This is a genomic window from Streptosporangium sp. CA-115845 (assembly GCF_050943795.1).
In the GTDB taxonomy this organism is placed as follows: Bacteria; Actinomycetota; Actinomycetes; order Streptosporangiales; family Streptosporangiaceae; genus Streptosporangium.
This window is the reverse complement of record NZ_CP191988.1, coordinates 8500103-8522683: the sequence shown is the minus strand read 5'-3', so window position 1 is coordinate 8522683 and position 22581 is coordinate 8500103. Positions and strand designations below refer to the sequence as shown.

23 protein-coding genes and 1 pseudogene are annotated in these 22581 nt (G+C 68.3%); 14 read left to right on the top strand and 10 right to left on the bottom strand.

Translation table 11 applies throughout. The features are described from left to right. Positions 1–9: 9 nt before the first annotated feature. Positions 10–1182: a lipid-transfer protein gene (locus ACQP0P_RS40535; protein ID WP_433366321.1), complete on the top strand. Its 1173-nt coding sequence runs from the start codon at positions 10–12 to the stop codon at positions 1180–1182. Between the two features lie 387 nt (positions 1183–1569). Here ACQP0P_RS40535 and ACQP0P_RS40530 read toward each other — a convergent pair whose 3' ends face one another. Beyond that, positions 1570–2631, bottom strand: a complete 1062-nt coding sequence (locus ACQP0P_RS40530; protein WP_433382348.1) for a glycoside hydrolase family 19 protein — start codon at positions 2629–2631, stop codon at positions 1570–1572. A 366-nt stretch (positions 2632–2997) separates the two neighbouring features. Between ACQP0P_RS40530 and ACQP0P_RS40525 the strand changes: the two genes are divergently transcribed. The 3 genes from ACQP0P_RS40525 to ACQP0P_RS40515 all read left to right on the top strand — a co-directional run bounded on the left by ACQP0P_RS40525 (position 2998) and on the right by ACQP0P_RS40515 (position 6370). Continuing rightward, positions 2998–3252: a hypothetical protein gene (locus ACQP0P_RS40525; protein ID WP_433366318.1), complete on the top strand. Its 255-nt coding sequence runs from the start codon at positions 2998–3000 to the stop codon at positions 3250–3252. A gap of 735 nt (positions 3253–3987) precedes the next feature. Next, the gene (locus ACQP0P_RS40520; RefSeq protein ID WP_433366315.1) at positions 3988–5736 is read left to right on the top strand and encodes a phosphatase PAP2 family protein; all 1749 of its coding nucleotides are present in this window, start codon (positions 3988–3990) and stop codon (positions 5734–5736) included. Between the two features lie 79 nt (positions 5737–5815). Further along, positions 5816–6370 (top strand): DUF6529 family protein, encoded by a 555-nt coding sequence (locus tag ACQP0P_RS40515; RefSeq protein WP_433366312.1) that lies wholly within the window; start codon positions 5816–5818, stop codon positions 6368–6370. 71 nt (positions 6371–6441) lie between these two features. Here ACQP0P_RS40515 and ACQP0P_RS40510 read toward each other — a convergent pair whose 3' ends face one another. Continuing rightward, positions 6442–8514 carry a hypothetical protein gene (locus ACQP0P_RS40510; RefSeq protein ID WP_433366309.1) on the bottom strand — a complete coding sequence of 691 codons (2073 nt, stop codon included), beginning with the start codon at positions 8512–8514 and terminating at the stop codon, positions 6442–6444. A gap of 289 nt (positions 8515–8803) precedes the next feature. Here ACQP0P_RS40510 and ACQP0P_RS40505 point away from each other — a divergent pair. From ACQP0P_RS40505 to ACQP0P_RS40485, 5 genes and pseudogenes are all read left to right on the top strand, one after another. After that, positions 8804–9895, top strand: a pseudogene (locus ACQP0P_RS40505) (ABC transporter ATP-binding protein); the annotation flags it as partial. A gap of 226 nt (positions 9896–10121) precedes the next feature. Then, the gene (locus ACQP0P_RS40500) at positions 10122–10784 is read left to right on the top strand and encodes an ABC transporter permease (RefSeq protein WP_326644238.1); all 663 of its coding nucleotides are present in this window, start codon (positions 10122–10124) and stop codon (positions 10782–10784) included. Further along, positions 10781–10906: a hypothetical protein gene (locus ACQP0P_RS40495; protein WP_433366306.1), complete on the top strand. Its 126-nt coding sequence runs from the start codon at positions 10781–10783 to the stop codon at positions 10904–10906. The genes ACQP0P_RS40500 and ACQP0P_RS40495 overlap by 4 nt, the downstream gene beginning before the upstream one ends. After that, entirely contained in the window at positions 10885–11574 is a 690-nt protein-coding gene (locus tag ACQP0P_RS40490) for an ABC transporter permease (protein WP_433366303.1), read from the top strand. The genes ACQP0P_RS40495 and ACQP0P_RS40490 overlap by 22 nt, the downstream gene beginning before the upstream one ends. A 36-nt stretch (positions 11575–11610) precedes the next feature. Continuing rightward, a complete protein-coding gene (locus tag ACQP0P_RS40485) occupies positions 11611–12534 on the top strand; it encodes a glycine betaine ABC transporter substrate-binding protein (RefSeq protein ID WP_433366300.1) in 924 nt (307 codons plus the stop codon). A 78-nt stretch (positions 12535–12612) separates the two neighbouring features. On the opposite strand, the gene ACQP0P_RS40480 is transcribed toward ACQP0P_RS40485, so the two are convergent. Then, the gene (locus tag ACQP0P_RS40480) at positions 12613–12792 is read right to left on the bottom strand and encodes a hypothetical protein (RefSeq protein WP_433366297.1); all 180 of its coding nucleotides are present in this window, start codon (positions 12790–12792) and stop codon (positions 12613–12615) included. Next, positions 12789–14576, bottom strand: coding sequence for a hypothetical protein (locus tag ACQP0P_RS40475; protein WP_433366295.1), 1788 nt, complete (start codon positions 14574–14576; stop codon positions 12789–12791). The genes ACQP0P_RS40480 and ACQP0P_RS40475 overlap by 4 nt, the downstream gene beginning before the upstream one ends. Before the next feature lie 169 nt (positions 14577–14745). On the opposite strand from ACQP0P_RS40475, the gene ACQP0P_RS40470 reads away from it, so the two are divergent. Further along, positions 14746–15258 (top strand): DUF6461 domain-containing protein, encoded by a 513-nt coding sequence (locus ACQP0P_RS40470; RefSeq protein WP_433366292.1) that lies wholly within the window; start codon positions 14746–14748, stop codon positions 15256–15258. Positions 15259–15465: 207 nt separating this feature from the next. Here ACQP0P_RS40470 and ACQP0P_RS40465 read toward each other — a convergent pair whose 3' ends face one another. Further along, complete coding sequence (locus ACQP0P_RS40465; RefSeq protein ID WP_433366290.1) at positions 15466–16089, bottom strand: TetR/AcrR family transcriptional regulator; 624 nt, start codon at positions 16087–16089, stop codon at positions 15466–15468. Positions 16090–16167: 78 nt separating this feature from the next. Here ACQP0P_RS40465 and ACQP0P_RS40460 point away from each other — a divergent pair, with 78 nt between their 5' ends. Continuing rightward, positions 16168–16575, top strand: coding sequence for a RidA family protein (locus ACQP0P_RS40460; RefSeq protein WP_433366287.1), 408 nt, complete (start codon positions 16168–16170; stop codon positions 16573–16575). A gap of 219 nt (positions 16576–16794) precedes the next feature. On the opposite strand, the gene ACQP0P_RS40455 is transcribed toward ACQP0P_RS40460, so the two are convergent. Further along, on the bottom strand, positions 16795–17373 hold the full coding sequence (locus tag ACQP0P_RS40455) for an ATP-binding protein (protein WP_433366284.1): 579 nt from the start codon (positions 17371–17373) through the stop codon (positions 16795–16797). Then, positions 17330–17770: a hypothetical protein gene (locus ACQP0P_RS40450; RefSeq protein WP_433366282.1), complete on the bottom strand. Its 441-nt coding sequence runs from the start codon at positions 17768–17770 to the stop codon at positions 17330–17332. The genes ACQP0P_RS40455 and ACQP0P_RS40450 overlap by 44 nt, the downstream gene beginning before the upstream one ends. Before the next feature lie 176 nt (positions 17771–17946). Between ACQP0P_RS40450 and ACQP0P_RS40445 the strand changes: the two genes are divergently transcribed. Then, positions 17947–19296 carry a helix-turn-helix domain-containing protein gene (locus ACQP0P_RS40445; RefSeq protein ID WP_433366279.1) on the top strand — a complete coding sequence of 450 codons (1350 nt, stop codon included), beginning with the start codon at positions 17947–17949 and terminating at the stop codon, positions 19294–19296. A 59-nt stretch (positions 19297–19355) separates the two neighbouring features. Here ACQP0P_RS40445 and ACQP0P_RS40440 read toward each other — a convergent pair whose 3' ends face one another. Further along, positions 19356–19523, bottom strand: coding sequence for a hypothetical protein (locus ACQP0P_RS40440; RefSeq protein WP_433366276.1), 168 nt, complete (start codon positions 19521–19523; stop codon positions 19356–19358). On the opposite strand from ACQP0P_RS40440, the gene ACQP0P_RS40435 reads away from it, so the two are divergent. After that, positions 19518–19766, top strand: a complete 249-nt coding sequence (locus ACQP0P_RS40435; RefSeq protein WP_433366273.1) for a hypothetical protein — start codon at positions 19518–19520, stop codon at positions 19764–19766. The genes ACQP0P_RS40440 and ACQP0P_RS40435 overlap by 6 nt on opposite strands. 109 nt (positions 19767–19875) lie before the next feature. Next, a complete protein-coding gene (locus ACQP0P_RS40430; protein ID WP_433366270.1) occupies positions 19876–20004 on the top strand; it encodes a DUF397 domain-containing protein in 129 nt (42 codons plus the stop codon). A gap of 91 nt (positions 20005–20095) precedes the next feature. Here ACQP0P_RS40430 and ACQP0P_RS40425 read toward each other — a convergent pair whose 3' ends face one another. Both ACQP0P_RS40425 and ACQP0P_RS40420 read right to left on the bottom strand, forming a co-directional pair. Next, positions 20096–20530: a hypothetical protein gene (locus ACQP0P_RS40425; protein WP_433382345.1), complete on the bottom strand. Its 435-nt coding sequence runs from the start codon at positions 20528–20530 to the stop codon at positions 20096–20098. A gap of 50 nt (positions 20531–20580) precedes the next feature. Further along, positions 20581–22569, bottom strand: a complete 1989-nt coding sequence (locus ACQP0P_RS40420; protein ID WP_433366267.1) for a polymorphic toxin-type HINT domain-containing protein — start codon at positions 22567–22569, stop codon at positions 20581–20583. Positions 22570–22581 lie beyond the last annotated feature (12 nt).

The following is a 22581-nucleotide window of genomic DNA, read 5'->3' as shown; positions in this document are numbered from 1 at the left end:
CTCATCAGCGTGGTCTCCTTTTCCGGGAGTACGGCCGTCGCCGGCATCGGCGCGACCGAGTTCTCCAAGCAGTCAGGCCGGTCCGAGCTCCAGCTCGCCGCCGAGGCCGTGTTCGCGGCGCTCAACGACGCGGGCCTGGCGCCCTCGGACGTGGACGGCCTCGTCACCTACACCCAGGACGCCAACCAGGAGATCTCGGTGGCCCGCGAGGTGGGCATCGGCGACCTGTCGTTCTTCTCCCGTGTCCACTACGGCGGCGGCGCGGCCTGCGGAACCGTGCTGCACGCGGCGATGGCCGTCGCCACCGGGGTCGCCGAGACCGTGGTCTGCTACCGGGCGTTCAACGAGCGCTCCGGACGCAGGTTCGGCCAGCCCAACCCCGGGATCGGCGGCGAGCCCACGTCGCACGGGCTGGACATGAGCTGGCACCTGCCGTACGGGCTGATGACCCCGGCCGCCTGGGTCGCCATGTTCGCCCGGCGCTACATGCACGCCTACGGCGCCACCTCCGAGGATTTCGGCAGGGTGGCGGTGGCCATGCGCAGGCACGCCGCCACCAACCCGGCCGCCTGGTTCCACGGGCGCCCGATCACGCTGGAGGAGCACCAGGCGTCGAAGTGGATCGCGGAGCCGCTGCACCTGCTCGACTGCTGCCAGGAGAGCGACGGCGCGGTGGCGCTGGTGGTCACCTCCGCCGAGCGGGCCAGGGATCTGCGCAGGTCACCCGCGCTGATCACCGCCGCCGCCCAGGGCGCGGGCGCCGGTCAGATGACGATGACCAGCTACTACCGCGACGACATGACGGGCCTGCCGGAGATGGGGGTGGTCGGCGGCCGGCTGTGGAGGCAGTCCGGGCTCGGGCCCTCGGACGTGCAGGCGGCCATCCTGTACGACCACTTCACCCCGTTCGTGCTCACCCAGCTGGAGGAGCTGGGCTTCTGCGGACGCGGCGAGGCCCGCGACTACGTCGCCGACGGCGGCATCGAGATCGACGGCCGCCTGCCGGTCAACCCGCACGGCGGCCAGCTCGGCGAGGCGTACATCCACGGGATGAACGGCATCGCCGAGGCCGTCAGGCAGATCCGCGGCACCTCGGCCAACCAGCTCGCCTCGGTACGCAACGTGCTGGTCACCGCGGGCACGGGGGTGCCGACCAGCGGACTGGTCCTGTCGGCGGATTGACGTCCTCCCGCGGCTCGGAAGCCTGGGATTCCAGCACCCGACCTGATGGTCGGATCTGTCGGTTCGCGGTTCACCGGCCCGAGCACCCCCGAAGCCTCCCCGCGCGGACACGGCACGCCCTGCCGCGTTCACACAAACATGCTCCACTTGGCTATCGCGGAACACCCCGACCCTACCGAGCCGCGCCCGCACACCACACGAAAAAAGAAAAGTGCTTCCTCCCTGCCCTGAAGGGGGAGGCATCTGCACCAAATGTTCGGTGAACGGACGAATGTGAGAAGGGCGCGGCCGCCTGGTCGCGCCCTTCGTGTCCCGCGTGCTCACGGGGGCCCGCACTTGGCGGGCGGGGTGACAGGAGGAGCGGACCCCGCCGCCCCCGCCAGTCGGTCAGCAGCTCAGGTTGCCGCCCGGGGTGGTGCCGAGGATCTGCGTGAAGCTCTGGTAGGAGTTGATCCGGCTCTGCACCTGTGCCGGGTTCCTGCCGTCGCACTCCAGGCTGCCGTTGATGCTGCGGATCGTCTGGCCGAAGCCGTGGCCGTTGACCATCGCGTTGTGCGCCGTCATCGTGCCGGGGCCGTTCTGGGTGTTCCAGTACCACAGGGCGGTCTTCCAGGCCACCGCCGCGTCGTTCTGCACCAGGTACGGGTTGCCGAGCAGGTTGATGCCGAGCGCGTCGCCCGCCGCCTTGTAGTTGAAGTTCCAGCTCAGCTGGATCGGGCCGCGCCCGTAGTAGGCCGCCTGACCGGCGGGGCAGCCGTAGGGCTGGCTCGCGTCGCAGTAGTGCGGGTAGTTCGCGGTGTTCTGCTCAACGATGTGGACCAGGCCGCCGGTCTCGTGGTTGACGTTGGCGAGGAAGGCGGCCGCCTCCTGCTTCCTGACCGTGTCACTGCCGGTCTTCGCGAAGCCGGGGTAGGCGCTCAGCGCGGCGGTCAGCCCGCTGTAGGTGTAGAAGGGGTTCCGGTTCGGGAACATCTGGTTGAACTGTGCCTGGCTCACCACGAAGCCCGAGGTGGGCGGGTCGGTGGGCGGCGTCGTGCCGCCGCAGGTGTACGGGTCCCAGTACCAGGTGCTGATCACCGGGTCGTAGCCCGGGTTGTCGTGCTCGGCGATGTAGTAACCGCCGTTGGTGTACTTGACGATGCTGCCGGCGGCGTACCAGGTGCCCGCCGCCCAGTTCGGGTGGTTGCAGTTGCCCGGGGGCGTCGTGCCGCCGCCGCAGACACCCTTGTCCGCCCAGACGTCGGCGGTGCCCGGGGTCTCGTTCTGGGTCCACCACTTCGCGGACCAGTTGTGGCCGTTGTACGAGGCGGTCATGCCGCCGGTGTAGACGGCCGAGGAGTTCCACGCGGCCGCGCAGCTCTCGGCGGAGGCGGAGGACATCGGCAGGACGACCGCGAGCACGCCGGTGACCGCCAGGGCGGCGAGGGCGGCGATGATGCGCTGTCTCAACACTTGATCACTCCCATGGGGGGGAAACCGGAAGGTGTGGGGTGTCCGGACGGTCGGACTTTCGCGCGGTGACGGCCCGCGTCATCGCGTTCGCGCAGCTCGTTCCTGGATCGGGCGGGTCCGCCGTGGGGCGCGGGGCCGCCAGCCCGATCTTTCTCTTAAGAAAGTTTCCTAAGAGTTGCCGCGATACTAGCCTTGACAGATCGCTGTTACAACCCGTTCGGACATCAAGTTCCGCCATTGCGGGCCGGGTGCGTTCCAAACGCGGGGAACCTCGCGCGCCGCCGGTTCGCCGGGGCGTGATTCATCCGGTTAGCTATTAAATGTAACTTTTATCGGTGTTTAGGGTGTCACCGTTGCGGCACGGTGGAATCCCTCGGGCTCGATCCTGTGGAGGAGCGCGTCCACCGGTTCCTGGTGACGACCACGGAGGCGGACGCCACCGACCTCCTCCGCCACCGGCAGGCGCTCGACCGGGCGCGGCGTGAGGTGGCGCGGCTGTCCGACACCCGGGCCAGGTTCGTCGCTTCGGATGCCTGGATCAGGGGGCTCGTCACAGATGTCCCTTACGCCGTTGTTCGTACGGCCCCCTGCCCAAAGGCGATGTGGCGCCAGGTGTGAAACGGCGGATCGGAAACGTACATCAAAGGGCAACGACGCGGCTTGGTGACGGTGTGCGGACGGTTGGGCGCACCGCCCTGACATATGTTTCCATTCCATCGCAACCAAAAATCGATCATTTTCTCGGCGTGATTGCGCTGACCCGGCTCGTGTGGCGTTGTTCGCGGCGCACATTGCCGTTCCGTTGTTCTCCGACCCTTGCGGCTTACGGTAATCGGGCACTGCGGCTGTGGAATGTTCTGAGTTTGCATAGGGCTTTGCCGCGGCAACGTCTACGTGTGCTTGCTGTCCGCTACGGTGGGAAGTGTGATGGTATGGAATGTTTGATTACCTCCGGTACCGAGGGCGCTCTGTTGCAGTGACCCGTGAGCAGAAAACTCTCGCCGTCGGCTGACCGATCGAGAAGTGTCTGCGTTCAAAGCTCGAACCGGCGAACACCGCTGACGAAGGGGTGCCGTTCCCCATGAAAAGAACAGCGAGATCATGACTTCTGGTTACGTCTGTCTTTGCGGTGCTTTTCGCCATGAGCCGGAGCGGCTTCCGCAAGCCAAACCGGCGACGCGCCGAGCAAACCCCGCGACGCAGGCTCCACGGGCCGGCACGGTAACGGCCGGCACGGCCAAATCCCGACCGGGTTAAGGACGTCGGCCCCGACACGGCCGGTGCCGGCCGGCGAGGAAACGCTGAAGTGGCCTGTCATCTTTTCTCCCCCCGCTACCTGACAGGAGGAGGATCATGAGGATGTTCGCGCTTCCAGAACCGCGGAGAACCCAGCGGCGGCCTGTGCTCGCGCTCGCGGTGGCCGTCTTGACGATCGGCGCCCAGGGCGCCGCGGCACCCGCCGCCCATGCCGCCCCGCTCACGACCGCGAACGCCGTCGAGGGGACGCCCGAGGGGACGCCGCAGGGCAACGTGGTGATCGAGTGGAATCGGACCCTGCTCAACATCGTGAAGACTCCGCACGCACCGCCGACCACCGTTCACCCCACCCGCAGCTTCGCCATCATGAGCGCGGCCGTCTATGACGCGGTCAACGCGATCAGCCGCGCTCACCCCCTCTACGGCACCGGCTTCACCGCCCCGCAGGATGCCTCCCGTCCCGCCGCGGCCGCGACGGCCGCGCACGACACCCTCACCGCCCTGTACCCGGCGCAAAAGCCCGGCCTGGACCGGCAACTGGCCGCCGATCTCACCGGCATTCCCGACGGCCGCGCCAAGCAGGAGGGCATCCGGGTCGGTGCCCAGGCGGCCCAGGCCATCCTTACCCTGCGCGCGCATGACGGCGCCGACGCCACCCCGCCGCCCTACACCAGCACCGGCAAGCCCGGCGACTACCGGCCGACCCCGCCAGACTTCGAGCCACCGGTGTTCACCCACTGGGGCAAGGTCACCCCATTCGTGCTCCATAGCGGCCATCAGTTCCGCCCCGCCGCGCCCCCGGCGCTGGCCGGCCCGGTCTACGCGGCAGCCATCAATGAGGTCAAGACCATCGGCGCCGCCCACAGCACGACGCGCACGGCGGAACAGACCACGACCGCCAAACTCTGGGGTGCCCCCATCCAGAACTACTGGTACAGCATCGGCCAACAGGTCGCCCTCGCGCGCCACAGCGGCCTCGACCAGTCGGCGGACCTGTTCGCCCTGCTCAACCTCACCATCGCCGATGCCACCATCGGCGTCTACAACGCCAAGTACCACTACCGGTTCTGGCGGCCGATCACCGCCATCCGCTCCGCCGCCGGCAACCCGCAGGTCAAACCCGACCCCGGATGGACCCCGCTTGTCGTCACCCCTCCCGACCCGTCCTACCCGGGCATGCACAGCGCGATCAGCACGGCCGCCGCCACAGTACTCGCCGGCTTCTACGGCGACCGCAATGACTTCACCCTCACCTCACCCACCGCGTCCGGCACGACCGAGACCTACACCAACTTCAGCGCCGCCGCGACCGAAGCCGGGCTCAGCCGCATCTGGGCGGGCGTGCACAGCCGGATGGACCACCAGGCCGGCAACAAGCTCGGCACCACCATCGGTCGCTACGTGCTCAGCCAACTGAAGCTCGCCCCGGCCACACCGGCTTCCCCGACCGCGAAGCCCCCGGCCGGCAGCGGCCTTGCCGCAGGCGTCACCGTCGAGGTCCGGGACTCCAGGCTCGGCAAGATCCTCACCGACGGCCAAGGGCGCACGCTGTACCTGTTCGAGACGGACAAGGGCACCAAGTCGACCTGCTACGGCGCGTGTGCGGTCGCCTGGCCGCCGCTGGTCGCCACGGGCAGGCCGCAGGCCGGCAGCGGCGCATCCTCCGCCCTGCTCGGCACCACCGCCAGGACCGACCACACCACAGGGGTCACCTACAACGGCCACCCGCTGTACTACTACGTCGGCGACACCAAGCCCGGCGACACCAGCGGGCAGGGCCTCGACTCCTTCGGCGCCAAGTGGTACGTGCTCAACCCGCAGGGAAACAAGATTGACACGGGCTGAGCAGCCACTACTCGGGCAACGCTGAGCGGGCTGTCGCGAGAGCGCCGACGGCCGGGAGCACGGGAGGGAGCAGAGGAACATGGGAGCAGCACGGACGATGTCACCCCGCCCGGTCTGGCTGCGGCCGGCGGTGGCCGCCGGGCTCGCCCTGGCCGTGGCGGCGGCCTTGTACGCGTTCGGCCGGATACACACTCCGGACTACGCCGGCAGCCTGTTCGGACGCCGTGGCGACGACGCGAACCTGCTGAAGGCGCAACTCGGCACCGCCCTGCTGGGCCTGGCCCTCTACCAGCTCGTATTGGCGCTGTGGATGTACCGGCGGCTACCCGGGGCCGGCGCCGCTCCCCGCCCGGTACCCATCGCCCACCGCATCGGCGGAGCCGTGCTGTTCGTGCTCTCCCTTCCCGTCGCCTACCACTGCATCACCACCTACGGAGTGCAGCTGGACGATGCCCGGGTCGCCCTGCACTCCCTCGCCGGCTGCTTCTTCTACGGCGCGTTCGCCGCGAAGGTGCTCCTCGTCCGCAGCCGGTACCTACCCGGCTGGGCGTTGCCGGTCGCCGGCGGCACCCTGGTCACCCTCATCGCGATCCTGTGGTCCTCGGCGGCACTCTGGCAGCTGGCCCAGCCGTAGCCTGTCCGCCCCCGGGAAGTGGTCAGCGGACGGTCACGGCCAGGGGTTCGTGGCAAGGAACCAGGGCGGCTTCACGGGGTCGCGATCATCGGTACCGCGAAGAAGACGATCATGGCGATCGCCACCGCGATGATGAAACCGATCACTTCCCAGGCCCAGTCGTGGTGGGAGACCTTCGTCGGCGCCTTGTACCTGCGTGCCGCTCGCCGGCCCGCGCGCCTGCGGGATCCGGCCCGTCCGGAAAGCCGGAGCCCTGTCTCCGCCGTCGCGGTCTCGCCGGTCTCCGCCCCGGAATCGCCTTCCTGCGCGGTCGTCGGCTCGCTCCACTGCGCGTCGTACGACGCCGGGGTGTGCTCCTGGGGTGCGCTGTAGTTCGGAGGCACGGTGTGCGGCGGGGCGTCGTCCGGCTGGTCGACCCGCATGATCCAGCTGGGCAGGCGCAGCTGGGCACGGCCCGCCGGGATGCTGAGATGGTCAGGCCGGGGAGACCAGGCGGGGAGGGCCGTCGGGGTCTCGCCCGAGGTCTCGTGCCGGGTCTCGTCGGCCTGGGCGTCTGTTCCGGTGCCGGTCGCGTTGCCGGTCTCGGTGCCGGTCTCGGTGCCGGTCTCGGTGCCGGTCTCGGTGCCGGAGGGAGCGGCGTCGGTGAACCAGTCGACCGCGGGCGTCTGAACGGGGTCGGTGACCCAGGTGGGCATCGGCGGCTGCACGCGACCGGTTTCGGGGTCGGGGGCCGGTGCCGGTGTGGCCCAGGTGGGCATCGGCGGTTGCGCGTGACCGGTTTCGCGGTCAGGAGTCTCCACCTGTGCGGGCCTGACGGGGAAGAGAGGCCGGTGGCGCTCGGCGTCGGAGAGGGCGTCGAGCTGGTCGGTCTGCAGGGGCCAGCCGGGGAGCGGGTGCGCGGTGGGGGGCGCGGTGGGCACATCGTCCAGCACATCTCCCGGCACGGGTCCGGGAGCCGGGGCGATCGTCAGGGGCGTGCGGGGGGCCTCGACGGACAGAGCCTTGGGCGTCTCGACGGGCCTGGGATCGGCGGGCGGATCGGCGGGCGGATCGGCGGGCAGGGCCTCGGGGCGGGGCGCGGCGGCGACGAGCCTGTCGGTGTGGACGCGGGCCGCCCGCGCCTCAGGGGTGAGCGGGCGGAACAGGTCCTCCCGTACCGGGGCACCGTCGAGGGCACCGTCGGGGGCACCGTCGAGGGCACTGTCGAGGGCACCGTCCAGCACGTCCCCCGGGATGGGCGCCGACAGCGGTGCCGCCCGGCGCGGCCTGGGACGCTGGAGCCGGCGGCGCGGCCGCAGGGCCGCGGTGTCCAGGGCGGTGAGCACCGAGTCGCCGAGCCTGGGCAGCGGTTCGGTGCTGGCCTCGTGGGTGGAGACCGTGCCGGGGTCCCTCGGCGCGAAGGGGTCCGGGAAGCGGTCGCCCGCCATGTGGTCCGGCACGGGGAAGGCCGGGGCATCGGCCGGGGCGCCGCTCTCCGGAGACGGTGGTGGCCAGCCGGGCGACGTCGGCCACAGTTGCCTGACCAGCGGGGAGGTTGACCGCCTGGCGACGGGAGCGAGCGGTGCCCGCGGTCCGAGCACGGCGGCGCGCAGCCCGGAGGGAGGGGTGGCCCAGGGGGCGAGGACGAGCACGTCGCGGACCGGGGCGACGGCGAGGGCGCCGAACACCTCCGTCAGGTGCGCGGGGATCCGGGCCGAGGCCAGGGCGGCGCCCAGCGACTGGGCGAACCTGCGGCAGGCGCTCACCGTCAGCTCGTCGGCGGTGTCGACGGCCACGTCGAGCACCCAGGACAGCTCGGCGGCGTTCATCTCGCAGACGCCCGACAGGTACAGCACCTCGCGCTGGTGGGTGCGCAACTCGCTCAGCACACGCTCGACGAGGGCGGGGACGGGGGCCAGGCCGGTGCGGGGGGGCGAGTAGACGATGTCGCGCTGGAAGATCTCGCGGCGGGCGAGCGCGTACAGCGCGGCGCGCGGGGGGTGGGTGTCCGTGACGCTGGACAGAACGGTCACCAGGACGTCGAAGGCCGAGTCCGCGCTGCCCAGCTGGTCGTGGGAGTAGGCGTACAGTCCTGCTGCGTGGCGGTCGTAGAGCTCGGCGATCAGTTCGCCGCGCGAGCGTTGACCGAGGAGCGGTTGGGTCACGGGACCGGCTTCCTCTGGTGGTTCGTCGAGCGTGGTGAAGAGGTGGGGCGGCTGTGAAGCCTGTGACATACGGTGCCAGAGGGATCAACTCCAGCAATGTGGGTAATCATGTCAAGTCATGGGCACCTCCCGCACTACTGAATGCCCTTTTCGTGAGAAATACACATGTCGATCTACCCGGCAAAGCCGGGAAGACAGATCGGAGAAGTGGGGCATAGGCTGACCTGAGCCAGATTGTGGGGGCGGTTGGGGCAGGGGGCCGTAACCCGGCGACAACAAGAGGTTGTGCATGATCACATTCAACGGTGTCACCAAGCGCTACGCCGACGGCACCGTAGCGGTGGACAGCCTGAGCCTTGAGGTGCCCACCGGGGAGATCACCGTCTTCGTCGGCCCCTCGGGGTGTGGCAAGACGACCTCCCTGCGCATGATCAACAGAATGATCGATGCCACCGAGGGGCAGATCCTCCTGGACGGCGTCGATGTCAAGACCATAGACCCGCCGACACTGCGTCGGGGCATCGGCTACGTCATCCAGCAGGCCGGGCTCTTCCCGCACCGCAAGATCGTCGACAATGTGGCGACGGTTCCCCTGCTGCTCGGCTGGGAGAAGAAGAAGGCCCGCGACCGGGCGATGGAACTGCTGGAGCGGGTCGGGCTCGACCTGAAGATGGCCGACCGCTACCCCTTCCAGCTCTCCGGCGGCCAGCAGCAGCGCGTCGGCGTGGCCCGCGCGCTCGCCGCCGACCCGCCGGTGCTGCTGATGGACGAGCCGTTCAGCGCGGTCGACCCGATCGTCCGGGCCAGCCTGCAGGAGGAGTTGCTGCGGCTCCAGGCCGAGCTGAACAAGACCATCGTGTTCGTCACCCACGACATCGACGAGGCGGTCAAGCTCGGCGACCGGGTGGCCGTCTTCCGCGTCGGGGGTCACCTGGCCCAGCTCGACGACCCCGCCACGCTGCTGGCCAGGCCCGCCGACGACTTCGTCCGCGAGTTCCTCGGCCGCGACCGGGGCATCCGGCGGCTGTCGTTCGTCTCGGACGAGGGGGTACGGCTCCGCACCGACCTGCTCGTCCCGGTCTCCACCGACGCCGCGTCGGCCTTGGCACGCGCCGGGGGAGAGCCGTGGCTGGCCGTGGTGGACGCGGGGAACCGGCCGCTGGGCTGGGTCGCGGTCAAGGACCTGCCCGAGTCGGGCACTCTCACCGAGGTGGAGTTCGCGCCGTACGGGACGTTCGTCAGCGGGCGTGACTCGCTGCGCGGCGCGCTGGACGCGACGCTGCTCTCCCCCTCGGGCAACGCCGTCGCGGTGGACGGCGAGGGCAGGGCCGTGGGCGTCGCCACCCGCGAGGCACTGGACGAGGCACTGGCCGAGGTGACGGGAGGCGTCGGCGGGTCCGCCGGGAGTGCGGGAGGTTCCGGCGGGCCCGTGGGGGACGCGGGGAGTGCCGCCGAAGCCATCGGCAAGGAAGGCGTCGGCGGCTCCGCAGGTGGCGCGGGAAGCGCGGCCGGATCCGTCGTGGACAAGGGGCGCGCGGGAGGTTCCGGCGGATCCACCGGGGACGCGGAAAGCACCGGCGAGGGCACGGCAGGCACGGGGGACGCGGGTGAGTGAGGAACCCCTGGTCCGCTGGGACTGGATCGGGCGCAACTGGCCCACGATCCAGGGCCTGCTGGCGGACCACATCGTGATGGCGCTGGTGCCGATCGTCGTCGGGCTGCTCATCGCGCTCCCGCTCGGGCTGGCCGGAGTCCGCTGGCGCTGGCTCTACCAGCCGACCGTCGGCGTGATGAACGTGATCTACTCGCTGCCCTCGCTGGCCGTCTTCATCGTGCTCATCCCGGTCACCGGCCTCGCGACACGGCTGACCGTGATGGTCCCGCTCACCTTCTACGCCATGGCGGTGCTGATCCCGGCGGTCGTCGACGGGCTGGGCTCGGTCCCCGACCACGTGCGCCAGTCCGCGGTGGCCATGGGCTTCACCCCGCTGCGCAGGCTGCTCCAGGTCGAGTTGCCGATCGCGGTGCCGGTCGTGCTGGCCGGGCTCAGGGTGGCCACGGTCGCCAGCGTCAGCCTGGTCAGTGTGGGCGCGCTGGTCGGCAGGGGAGGGCTCGGCTACCTGTTCATCGACGGCTGGCAGCGGCAGTTCTACACCCCGATCGTGGTCGGCATCGTGCTGGTCGTGGTGCTCGCGGGGGTCGCCGACCTGCTGCTGATCCTGGCGCAGCGCCTGCTCACCCCGTGGTCGCGAGCAAGGGGGTCCGCGTGAGGCGGCTGGTCGACTTCTTCGGCGACCCGGCCGGTGCGGCGCCCCGGATTTCCGGTCGCCGTCTCACCGGAGTCGCCATCGGCGGGACTCCCATCACCCCGTGGACGAGGGGGGCGGCGTGAACTGGCTGATCGACTTCTTCGGCGACCCGGTCAACTGGTCGGGTCCGGACGGGATTCCGGTCCGGCTGCTCGAACACCTGGAGTTCGCCGGGCTCTCGTTGCTGCTGGCCATGCTGATCGCGCTCCCGCTGGGGCTGCTGATCGGCCACACCGGCAGGGGCGCCCTGCTGGTGGTCTCCATCGCCAACGCGGCCCGCGCCCTGCCGACGCTCGGCCTGCTCGTCCTCATCGTGCTGCTGATGGGCGTCGGCACCATCCTGCCGGTGCTGATCCCGCTGGTGGCACTGGCCGTGCCGCCCATCCTGGTCAACACCTACGAGGGCATCCGCGGGGTCGACCCGGACCTGCGTGACGCCGCGTACGGGATGGGACTGCGGGGCGGGCAGGTGCTCGGCCGGGTGCTGGTGCCGGTCGCGCTGCCGCTCATCCTGCTCGGCCTGCGGCTGGCCGCCATCCAGGTGGTGGCGACCGCGACGGTGGCCGCGTACGTGGGCCTGGGCGGCCTCGGCCGCTTCATCATCGACGGTCTCGCGACCAAGAACTTCCCGAGCACGATCGGCGGAGCGGTTCTCGTAGCACTGCTGGCGCTGCTCGTTCAGCTCGGGTTCACCCTGGTACAGCGCGCAACGGTCTCCCCGGGGGTGAGCGAGCGCCAGACCATCCGATAGTCTCCATTACCCCCCGTTTTGGAAGGGAATAGCACCATGAAGCGCCTGTTCAGCACCGCGGCGATCCTTCTGTCCGCGGCGCTCACACTTACCGCGTGCGGCGGCGGAGATCCCCTCACCAGCGCGTCCCCGGCTCCCGCCGAGTCCGGGTCCGCCTCCGAGCCGGCGGCCGCCGGGAAGGTCGTCATCGGGTCGGCCAACTTCCCGGAGAACGTCCTGCTCGGCGAGATCTACTCGCAGGCCCTGGCCGCCAAGGGCGTCCAGGTCGAGGAGAAGTTCAACATCGGCAGCCGTGAGGTCCTGTACGACCAGGTCAAGAGCGGTGGCCTGACCATCCTGCCGGAGTACATCGGCTCGCTCCTCGCCTTCGTCGACAACACCGCCACGGCGAAGTCGAAGGACGACGTCGTCGCCGCGCTCAAGGAGAAGCTCCCGGCCGAGCTGGAGGTCCTGACGCCCGCCGCGGCCGAGGACAACAACTCGCTGACCGTCACCAAGGAGACCGCCACCAAGGAGGGTCTCACCACGATCGAGGACCTGGTCAAGGTGGCCAAGAACTACGCGGTGGGCGGCCCGCCGGAGTTCAAGAGCCGCCAGGAGAAGAACTTCAAGGACACCTACGGCCTGGAGTTCAAGGAGTGGAAGAAGACCGGCGACGCCACCGCCGACGCCATCAAGGACGGCACCGTCCAGGTCGGCAACGTCTTCACCACCGACCCGAAGATCATCATCAATGACCTGGTCTCCCTCCAGGACACCAAGAGCGCCTTCGCCGCGGAGAACATCGCCCCCCTGGTCAACAAGGCGGGCGTGAACGACACGGTGCGGACCACCCTCGACGCGGTCTCCGCCAAGCTCGACACCGCCGGCCTGGTCGCGCTGATGAAGCGCGTCGCGGTCGACAAGGACGACGCCGACGCGGTGGCCAAGGACTGGCTCACCCAGAACGGCCTGCTCTGACGATTCGTCCGTCCGATCACGTACGAGGCCGATGCGGCCTCGTACGTGATCGACCGGCAGTTGCGTGAGCTTCGGCTCTTATCGCTGCTTGTGCAGGGTTCTGGCTACGTGCAGGTGCTCGGCGATGATCTCTACATCCTGCGCGGCACCGACACTCGTGCCCCAGTCACCGGCCGGCACGACGGCGACACCGAGGAGAGTAAGGGTGAACGCGGCAGAAGGGCGACGGAGGAGAGTGTGCGCCCCGCCACCGCTCACGGCTTCAGCGTGAGCCTCTTCCTCGACGCACCCGGGAACACGACGACCAGGTGCTCCTCCCCTGCGTCGCCGACCCGCACGTAGACACGGAGCCGGTAGCGGCCCTTCCCCGCGATCGCCAGGTTCGGCATCGGGGCCCCCGCGCCCACCTCTCCGCCCTCGCCCATCTCCGGCACGGTGAGCCGGCCGCTGCGGCTGACGATCGGCACCTCGTTGACCTGATCCCACCCGGCCGTCCGCGGTGGCGGTGCGGTGCGGAAGGCCTTCACGGTGAGGCACAGATCAACGACGTCCTCGACGTGCCCGATGAGCACCGTGCTGCCGGCCACCCCGATAAGGGTGTTGTCGTCGTAGAGCTTGTCCATCGCCTGCTCCTCCGCCTCGCCGGACGCCTCGTCTTCGGGGTCGTGGACCAGATAGCCGGGATCGCCGTCGACGAACAGGAAGTATTTGGCCGTGGCCTGGACGACACCCTTCGTCCGGGGCCACGGGTCGCGGCACTTCGCGTTCTCCTCGGCGATGTAGGCGGTGTTCGCCGCCTCCATCTCCGCGGTCGACCGCAGCAACTCGGGATGGGTCGCGCCGACGATCTCCGGGCAGACGTAGACGAGGTCCCACGGGTCCGCGCCCCAGGCGGGCCGCGCGCTCCCGGCCCGCGTCAGAATCGCCTCCTGCTCGTCGCGGTCCTTTGTCCGGCACAGCGCCCGCCCGTACGCGAGGATCTGCTGGTCCGACAGGCTGTCCGGGAACATGGGCGAGACCCCGCCATCTGTGCTCCGCGCCCGGCACAGGAACGCGGCGTCGCGTTCCGCGGGTTTCAGGTCGCCGAAGCTGGGCCGGTCATAGCAGTCCATCGACCAGCCGGTGTAGGTGAGGTGCGGGGTCTGCTCCGGGTGGATCAGTGCGACGATCGGCAGTACGGCCACGGCCGCCACCGCGACGCGGATCACGCGCCGCCGCGCGGGCGGAAGGGCGGGCGGAAGGTCCGCCGGGCGGTCCTCAACGGGCAGTTCACGGGCGGTCGCCGCGATCCACACGGTGCTGACGAGCCCGGCCGCGTCCATCATGACCAGTATCGCCAGACTGCCGCTGGAGATCCTTCCGAAGAGAATGCTGAGCGGGATCGCCAGCGCGTAGACGCCCACCGACAGCCACCCGGCGACCTGCGTGCCGCGGCTCCACCGGCCGTCGCGCCGCTGCCCGACGACCGTGATGACGGTCCCCACCACTCCACCCAGTATCAAGCCCAGTGCGACGATGTCGCCCGATCCAAGCTCCGGGAGGTCGAGTTCGTCGAGCAGTTCGTTGGCCACCCCGGCCAGCGTGACCGCGAACATCGCTCCGGCCGCCGCGCGCAGCATGCGGGACCGCCAGCGGATGACGAGCAGGTAGAGGACGTCGATCGCGGCCCACAGCGCGAGCTGGAATGCCGCGTTGACCGCGTCGGGGAGCAGCACGATCGGATACCACAGCACGAGGGCGTACGCCACCGCCAGATACAGCAGCCGGCGCAGCGCCTTCTCCCGGCGGTTCAGCGGTCCCGGCGCGGGGGCACGCAGGATCAGCCACAGGAGCGCGGCCTTCACCAGGGCGGCCACGAGCAGCGCCACAGTCGTCGGGGCGTCGAACCCGCCGCGCGCGTAGAACTCCGCATAGGCCGGCGGCGACCATTCGACGGCCACCCAGAGCCAGGCGTCGCCGAGAATCAGGCCCGCGACCGCCGCCGCAAGAACCAGGCCTACTAATCCAATCCTGATAATCCGCCATAAATTATCCGAAGGCACGGGACGTGATCTTAGTGCGGCACCGCCGTACCGGCGGACATCGTCTTGTTCACACCCGGTGGCGTGACACCGAAGGTACGCCGGTGCCGCCTCTCGAAGTCGCACACGATTTCTGTCGGACCGGCATGCCAGGATTCCTTGATCCGTCCCCAGCGAGAGCAGGATTTTCGTGAGTGGCTACGACTGGCTCGATGACACCGCGTTCTGCGCGACGTTCGTCCGCGGCCTCACCCCACACGAGGCGCTGGCGCGCCTCGGCATCGAGGTGTTCGACGGCGATGACGAGGAAGGCGAGATCGAAGAGGGCCTCATCTGTGCCCACCAGGCCGAGGGCGGAACCATTCTGAGCGAGTCGAACGGCTTCGCCGGCACGCTGGACGAGGTGTTGCGGCCCCTGTCGGCCGGGACGGTCACGGCAAGCGTCTTCGTCAACGTGAACCTGGTCGCGGACTTCGACCACTACGCCGACGGCCGCAGCATCCTGTCCTTCGACCCGCTGTACCCCGGCGACGAGGACGGTAGCGCGAAAGACTACCTGGCCGACCGGATCGAGCTCGGTCTGGTCGGCGACAAGTCGGAGGGCGGGCTCGCCGCCGCGCTGCGACTGGCCGAACGCATCACCGGGGTGCGGCCGAACGCCTCCAGCGACATCGTGGCCGCCCACGGTGTCCTCGATTACTGAGCTTTCCTCGGCATACGTTTCCACAGTTCGTCAGGTGGTCCCGAAGTCCGTTCAGGCCCGGAACCGCCTACGGAGCGCTTGCGAGTTGCTGTCAGGTCAGCGCCTCAAGACACATTGGGGCACTCCCTGACCAGGATGAAAAGGCTCACTGTTTCTCCTCGCTCAGCGGTTCGGCGCCGCGCCGGTCGGTCCGAGTCGGCGGCGTGGCTATTCGTCGGGTAGATGCAGCTGCTTCCAGCCGTTCTCGACCGATAGGCGGCACCTGTCGGGGTTGTCTCCCACGCTGATGAACAGCGCGGTCAGCAGGGGGACGCCGTAGCCAAGCGTCTGGTGGGGCAGGGGGCCGTTGGCGACCAGGGAGACCAGCCCGTGGGCGATGGTCCAGCTCTGGGTCGCCAGTTCCAGCGGGTCGGTGTCGGCGCGGAAGCGGTCGGCGTCCCTGCTTCGTTTGACGGCCTGGACCAGATACTCCAGGGTCGCGTCCGCGGCCTTGAGGTCTTCAAGGTCGAAGTTCGCGTCGAACATGACCCGGTACAGGTCGGGGTGGTCCAGGGCGTTGCCGAGGTAGGCGGTGACCAGGACGGTCAGGTCCTGAACCGGGTCCTCGGACGTGGCCACCGTCGCGAACCTGGCCGCCAGGCGGGTGAAGCCCTCCTGTCGTAGGGCCTTCCACACGCCGTCCATGCCACCGAAGTAGGTGTAGACGGCCATCGTCGACACGCCGGTCTCGGCCACCAGCGAGCGCAGGGTGATGGGCTCGCGGGTGCGGAGCATGTGTGCGGCCCGCTCGATGAGCAGGGTGCGGACCGCTGGATCCTTCGTCCTCGCCATGACATCAGAATACATAGCATTGCACTGCTATAGTTTCGGGACCCCGAGCCCCCGAGGCTCTTACGACAAGGAGTCAGCATGGCCATCACCCTGGTGAACCCCGAAGGACTGCCGAAGGTCGACTTCTACCGGCAGGTGTCGGTCGCCACCGGATCGAAGCTGGTCTTCATCGCCGGCCAGGTCGCCCGCGATGCCGATGGGAACAGAGTCGGTGAAGGCGACCTCGCCGCCCAGGTCGAGCAGTGCTGCCTCAACATCGGCACCGCCCTGGCCGAGGTCGGTGGCTCCTATGACGACGTGGCGAAACTGACCGCCTACCTTGTCGACTGGACCCCCGACAAGATGCCCCTGATCATGGAGGGAATCGCCCGGGCCTCCGCGAAGCTGGGCGTCACTCCGCTCTCGCCGCTCACCGGGGTGGGCGTCGCCGCACTGGCCGAGCCCGACCTCCTGGTCGAGGTCGAGGCCACCGCGGTCATCGATTGAACGCAAGACGATGAGGCGGCCCGGACCGGCGCGGCAGCCGCCGTTCGAGGTCTCGGTCCGGGTCGGCGGTCACCGCGCAGATGTCGCCGGGTGGGGGCTGCGGTCAGGACACCGTGTCCTCGTGCTGGAGGGTGCGTCCGGAGCGACATCCGCGCGGACGTCGTCGCGAGTTCTGGCGATGAGGAAGCCATGGCCGGGGCGAGGCGCCGTGATCAGGGGTTACCCGCTGGTCGAGCAGAGCTCGAACCAGATGACGGTCCCGGTGGGGTCGCGGTGAAATCCCCAGCGGGTGGCGAGGTCGTTGACGAGGAGGAGTCCCCGGCCGCCGGTGGCCTCTGGGCCGGGCTTTCTCGTACAGGGAATCTCTGAGGCGCCGAGGTCCTGGACGGTGATCAGTACGCCGTGGGAGAGGAAGGCGACCGTGACGACGAACTCCCGTGGCCGCTCGACCGGTCCGTTGTCGTGTGACCGGATGTCGGCGGCCTCGGTGTCGAGCGATCGGGTATCGAGCGGTCTACCGGAGTGCTCGACGGCGTTGGTGGCGAGTTCGCTGGTCAGGAGTACGGCGTCGTCGTGGAGCGGGTGGTCGTCGCCGAGGAGTTCGGCGACGAAGACGCGTGCGGGCCTGACCTGGTCGGGAGCGGCCGCGAACCGTTGCGAGATGACAGGTGTGTGGCCCAGGGGTGCCGACCAGCCGGGGATCCGTCCCAGATGCGGTGACCGTACGACGCCGTCGGTCGTTGTGCGGAAGCGGTCAGCGAGTACGCCGACGAGTACGGCCAGGAGTCGTGCTGCCATCTCGGTCCCCTCCCCTGCGCGCGATCCTGTTCTGCTCGGGGTTTCTGGCGCCCTTGACGTCCGTGCTGCTTTCGGGGCGCGGGGCTTCTGCCCTGGAGAGGGGGCGGTTGGGCTGGCCGGGGGCGAGATGGGGACAGAAGTTCTCGATGTGCTGCATCTGGGCGGCCAGTTCGGTGGGAGTGTCGGCCTCGATCAGGCCGACGTGCTCTCGGCACCAGGCGGGGGAGAGCGCCCACCAGTGTCCGGTGGCCTTGCCGTACCAGAGGTGCCAGCCGGTGAACCGCAGCGCCAGCGCACGCGGAACCCGGTCGTATCCGTCGTCTCGCGATGTGCACTGCAGAAGCTCGGTGGTCTGGCAGGGATCCATGGTGATCACTGGTGAGGGATCGCCCGACATATCTTCTCCCGGTGAGATCAAGTAACTCTGTGTAATTCCCTTCCAAGAGAAGCGCAGCTGAGTGACGATGAAAGGAGCCTCGTAGGGGCCCGCGTCGAGGGGCCGCTTTGAAGGCCAGGTCAGTCGCGAGGGGGCCGCTTCCTGGCCTACAGGTGGTGAGCGAAAGGAGCCGGGGCGTGGAGGGTCTGACGATCGAGGAACTGATCAAGCAGTCCAGGCAGGCCAAGGGCCTCACTCAGGCGAGCCTCGCCGACCGGCTCGCCCGAGCGTCAGGGCAGTCCACGATCACTCGCAACGAGATCTCCCGCTGGGAGCGCGGCAGGCGGTTGCCCCTGGCCTGGCTGCCGTGGTTGAGCATCGTGCTGGATCTCCCGCTGGCTCTGCTGGACCAGGCGGTCGTGCTGTCCCGCGCCAAGCGACTGGGCGTCACCCCGCCCGGCGTGAACGGTGATCGTCTGACACTGTTCAGCGATGGCTGGACGCGCGAGAGCAACGAGGCGATGGCCGCCGGGCTGGTCATCGAGAGCGAAGGCATGTCGGAGGAGTCCGCGCTCCGCGTCGCCCACGAGTGGCTGATCGTGGAGCCGCCACAGCTCCATGAGATCCGGGCGGGACGTCGTGTCGGTCACTCGTTGGTCGACAAGATCGAGACTCGGGTCGACCATTTGCGGCACCTCGATGACTACGTGGGCGGTACAGACCTGCACACGCTTGTCTCTCAAGAGGTGGAGGCGACCGCCACAGTCGCCAAGGAGGCCGCGTACCGCGAGGACGTGGGCCGCCGACTTCTGAAGGCTGTGGGAGAGCTCTGCCAGCTCGCGGGATGGGTAGCCTCCGATGCGGGGCTGTACGGTCGCGCTCGTACCTATTACGTCAAAGGCATTCAAGCCGCACATGTCGCTGGAGATGAGCCGACGGCGGCCAATCTGCTGTCCTCGTTGAGCTACCAGATGGCCAATGTGGGAGACCCCAGGGAAGCGGCCATGATGGCCCGTACGGCGGTCAAGGGCGCTGAGCGATCAAGCACCCCGCTCACCTGCGCCCTGCTACTGGAACGGGTGGCCTGGGCACACGCCAAGGCCGGAGATTCAGCGATCACCGAACGGGCACTCGGCGCGGTCGACCGGGTGTTCGAGCAGCGTGGGAACGGTGATGAGGACCCGAAGTGGGTCTACTGGCTGGACCGAGGCGAGGTCGACGTGATGGCCGGCCGCTGCTTCACCGAACTCGGCCGCCCGCTCAGGGCCGAACCGCTGCTCACCCAGGGCATCGACACCTACGACGCAACGCACGCTCGGGAGGTCTCCCTCTACCTGAGCTGGCTCGCCGACGCCTACGCCCAGGCCCGCGAGATCGAACGGGCCACCGAGGCCGCCTCGAAGTCGTTGAACTTGGCGGTCAAGGTCAACTCAGCCCGCGTCACCGACCGCATAGAGACCATCCGGTCCCGCCTCCGGCCCTTCGCGGACACCGCCGCGGTTCGAAGATTCGAGGACCTTTACCAATCGACGGTAGACGCGATCTGACCAGTCGAAAGTCGAGTGGCCATTACTGGGGAACGCAGGAACGACGCCAGGAGGCGTGGTCACGACACCGCCTCGCGGGAGAGGCGGTCACTCGGCTCGGGGCTCGTCAGCGCACCAACTACTACGAGCTGTCCACCAACCAGCCCAACATCGACATCCACGGCGTCGCCATCGCCGTCGAACTCGGTGACGGACCACAGGCCGTACGGCGAGCGCAGGCGATGCACCTTCCCAAGGATCTACAGGCAAGCCGTGCCGGCTATCACCATCTCGATCACGCCCGAGGACTGCTGTGGTGCGGCAAGCGCGACGACGCCCTGGCCGCACTGGAACGCGCCGAGAAGATCGCCCCCATGCTGATCCGTAACCACCCGATGGCCCAGCAGGCCGTACGGACCCTCCTTGACCTGGAGCGCTACAGCTACCGCGAACGCATCCGCCGCCTCGGCACACGCATGCACATCCTTTGAGACGTTCGATTTGGTTGGTCAACCGCAGTGCAAGGAGAGGATTGCGGACCGGACCAGCCCTGTGCTCGCCTGACGCAAGAGCAGCAGGAGTGCTCAGCAGGACAACTGAGTGGAGGTGGCAGCCCTTCCGGACGGAGGCCGCACCGTACGAGACAGCAAGGATCCGAACGGGCCCATGCTGCGTTTCGCGAGTAGTGATTGGCAGTCATTCATCGTCATCCTAGAACCCTCCGCCTGACCGGCCGAGCTGATCACCAACCCCGATGCGCCATCGCACGCCGGGGTTCGCTACCGCCTGCCCGGTGATACTCCGATTTTCGGATTAGAACTCAGAAGATGTTATCGATGACCTGTCCCTTATCGGCCCGCATTTCATCGTATGCGCTAAGCCACACGTCGAACTTCCGCTCCGCGCGCAAGGCCGCCTCCACGAGGCTCGGAGAGAAGGATTTGTGTGGTCGTAGTCTTTGTACTTCTTCAAAGGTCGCCTTGCGGCCCACCTCACCACGGAAGTTCTGGATGTAGTAATCACCACCGAGACCAACTTGCACCTTAAATGCCGGTATCGGCAGATTACTTGAAGGGGTTCTATTTCCTATGACCCTCCACCTCTCAGATTCGACGCTCTCACCCATCGTCTCGATCAGGAACACGGGGTTGGTCAACTCGATCTCATCGAGATCGGGCACGGTAGAGCTGTCGAGGTATGCCGGGAATGTCGCGAGTAGGAACGAGCTGCCCATCACTCGGACAACCTGACACACGCAAGTTCGTATCTCTGTTAGGGGAACGAGTAGCACGTCCCCTTCTTTGGTTAACAAACGCCTCCTCCTGCAGCTTTGTACCTGTTATCGTTCATTTGAACCCGATCATTCGAGAGTGCACTCCCCGCATTTCGACTGGGGCCGCCTCCGGCCCGGATCCAACTCTCCTCAAGAACATCGAGGTCGGTCCCATATGTCGCACGCCCGAGGACCTCGAACGTAAACCGCGCATTGGGAAGCTTCTTAGCGTGCTCTTTCTGACGCTTAAGGTAGCGATCCCAACTGCCAGCCTGGCCGACATATTCTTTTCCGGTAACCTGATCGGTGCGCAGATAGACAACACCAAGGCTCCCCGGAGGAATAGGAGCATTGTGCACCAGGACGGGCGTGTTGCCCGCGAGGACATGGTAAGTGTGCAGGCCATCGACTGTCAGGTTGTGGACGCGTTGGGTGGCGGTCCACTTCTTGATGGCGGTGAGTTGGACGTAGGTGCCGGCGCTGGTTCGTAGGAGCATGCCGGGCTGGAGTTCGCCTGCCTTGACCCACTTGCGGAGGTCGGGGACCCAGAACGGGTGGCCATCCGTGGCGACCAGTGTTCCGGATTTGCCGGTCGTTTTGTCCGGAGCGATGGTGATGCGGACGAGGTGTTTTTCGCCGTCGCCGGTGATCAGGTGGCTGACACGCCTGGCGGCGGTCAGTCCTGTCGCCGCGTCGGCGGCCACCACCCAGTCGCCTACCTCGACGTCTTCGATCGGCTTGGTGGTGCCGTCGGCCATCAGGACCTTGGTACCCGGGACGAAGCTATTGGGGTCGGAGGGCGAGCAGGACACCGGCGGGAGTGGCGGGGCGTCGGGGTACGGGTCGGGGTCGATGTCGGTATCGGGAACGGGGAAGTTACGCGGGCGAGCTGTGCCGTTACCTAGATCGTCGCCGGAACTGGGCACACATCCGGACACCGATGTGGAGGACAGAAAGCCGATGGATTCGCTGCAGGCGTCTCTTCCGCAGTTTCCTGGATTCCAGTCCTCGCATGAAATTCCTCCGCCGCCACGCTGATGTATCCGTGGCATGAGGCCCGCAGGCAGCTCCACATAGCCCGAGCTCGTCAGATCGACCGCGGTGTCGGTGCTGCCGGCCAGTGCTCCCGGACGCCCTCGGGTCGCCTCGGAGTAGTAGGCCGGACCGGCGCCCCAGCCCAGATCGGCCGCGTTGCCGGAGGCCTCACCCAGCCGCCAGTAACCGAACGGGTCGGCGTCCTGGACCGAGCTGCGATACAGCGAGCCGGCGCCGTACTCGAAGCCGGTGCAGGCGGTCGTCGGTGCGCAGACCTCGGTCAGGCGGTCGCCGGTGTAGGAGTAGGTCCAGGTCAACGGCGCCCCGTTGACCGGGGAGGTGGACACGGTGGTGACGTGGTCGCCGGTCCAGGTGAACGACAGGGACCTGCCGCCGGTCGCGGTGACCTCGCTCAGCTTGCCGTCGGTGCCGTAGGTCAGCTCCTGGCTGCGGCCCCGGCTGTCGGTCGCTCTCAGCAGCCGTCCCTGGGCGTCGAAGAGGTAGGTGGTGGACGACTTGTCCATCAGCCGCCAGCCGCCCCCGGTGACCGTGGCCAAGGTGGCGTAGGTGCCCGGCGGCGGCTGGAAGATCCCGTCTCCCTTGTCGGCGAAACGCACCGTACGCCCGTCGGGGTAGGTCACCAGGAGTGCCTCGAAGCCCCGGATCGTCTCCGGCACGATCCGCATGTCGAAACGGGTCGACCAGCCCGCCCCGAACGCGCCGTCGCGCCGGGGGTCCATGCTGTTGTAGGAGCGCACCACCGACAGGGGCGGCCCCGCGGCGTTGACCACCGGCGCGACGGTCAGGTTTGGGGAGGGGAGATATCGAACACGTGAGTGAGATATGACGGATAGTCGTGGAGTGGCGAGACAAAAACAGTGACGCAGGGAGTGGGCGTGATCACTCTTGGCCACTTCGCGCTGTTCGCCTTCGAGGGTTTTTTCTGAAATCCCAGATCGCGCCTGGTAGGAAGCGGTGGTGGCCATAAAAAAGCATCC

What these genes read in the sequence shown, in the direction of transcription:
- ACQP0P_RS40520 (WP_433366315.1), top strand. Translation starts at nt 3,988, where the DNA reads ATGAGGATGTTCGCGCTTCCAGAACCGCGGAGAACCCAGCGGCGGCCT.
- ACQP0P_RS40515 (WP_433366312.1), top strand. Translation starts at nt 5,816, where the DNA reads ATGGGAGCAGCACGGACGATGTCACCCCGCCCGGTCTGGCTGCGGCCG.
- ACQP0P_RS40485 (WP_433366300.1), top strand. Translation starts at nt 11,611, where the DNA reads ATGAAGCGCCTGTTCAGCACCGCGGCGATCCTTCTGTCCGCGGCGCTC.
- ACQP0P_RS40465 (WP_433366290.1), bottom strand. Translation starts at nt 16,089, where the DNA reads ATGGCGAGGACGAAGGATCCAGCGGTCCGCACCCTGCTCATCGAGCGG.
- ACQP0P_RS40460 (WP_433366287.1), top strand. Translation starts at nt 16,168, where the DNA reads ATGGCCATCACCCTGGTGAACCCCGAAGGACTGCCGAAGGTCGACTTC.
- ACQP0P_RS40455 (WP_433366284.1), bottom strand. Translation starts at nt 17,373, where the DNA reads ATGGCAGCACGACTCCTGGCCGTACTCGTCGGCGTACTCGCTGACCGC.
- ACQP0P_RS40450 (WP_433366282.1), bottom strand. Translation starts at nt 17,770, where the DNA reads ATGTCGGGCGATCCCTCACCAGTGATCACCATGGATCCCTGCCAGACC.
- ACQP0P_RS40435 (WP_433366273.1), top strand. Translation starts at nt 19,518, where the DNA reads ATGCACCTTCCCAAGGATCTACAGGCAAGCCGTGCCGGCTATCACCAT.
- ACQP0P_RS40420 (WP_433366267.1), bottom strand. Translation starts at nt 22,569, where the DNA reads ATGGCCACCACCGCTTCCTACCAGGCGCGATCTGGGATTTCAGAAAAA.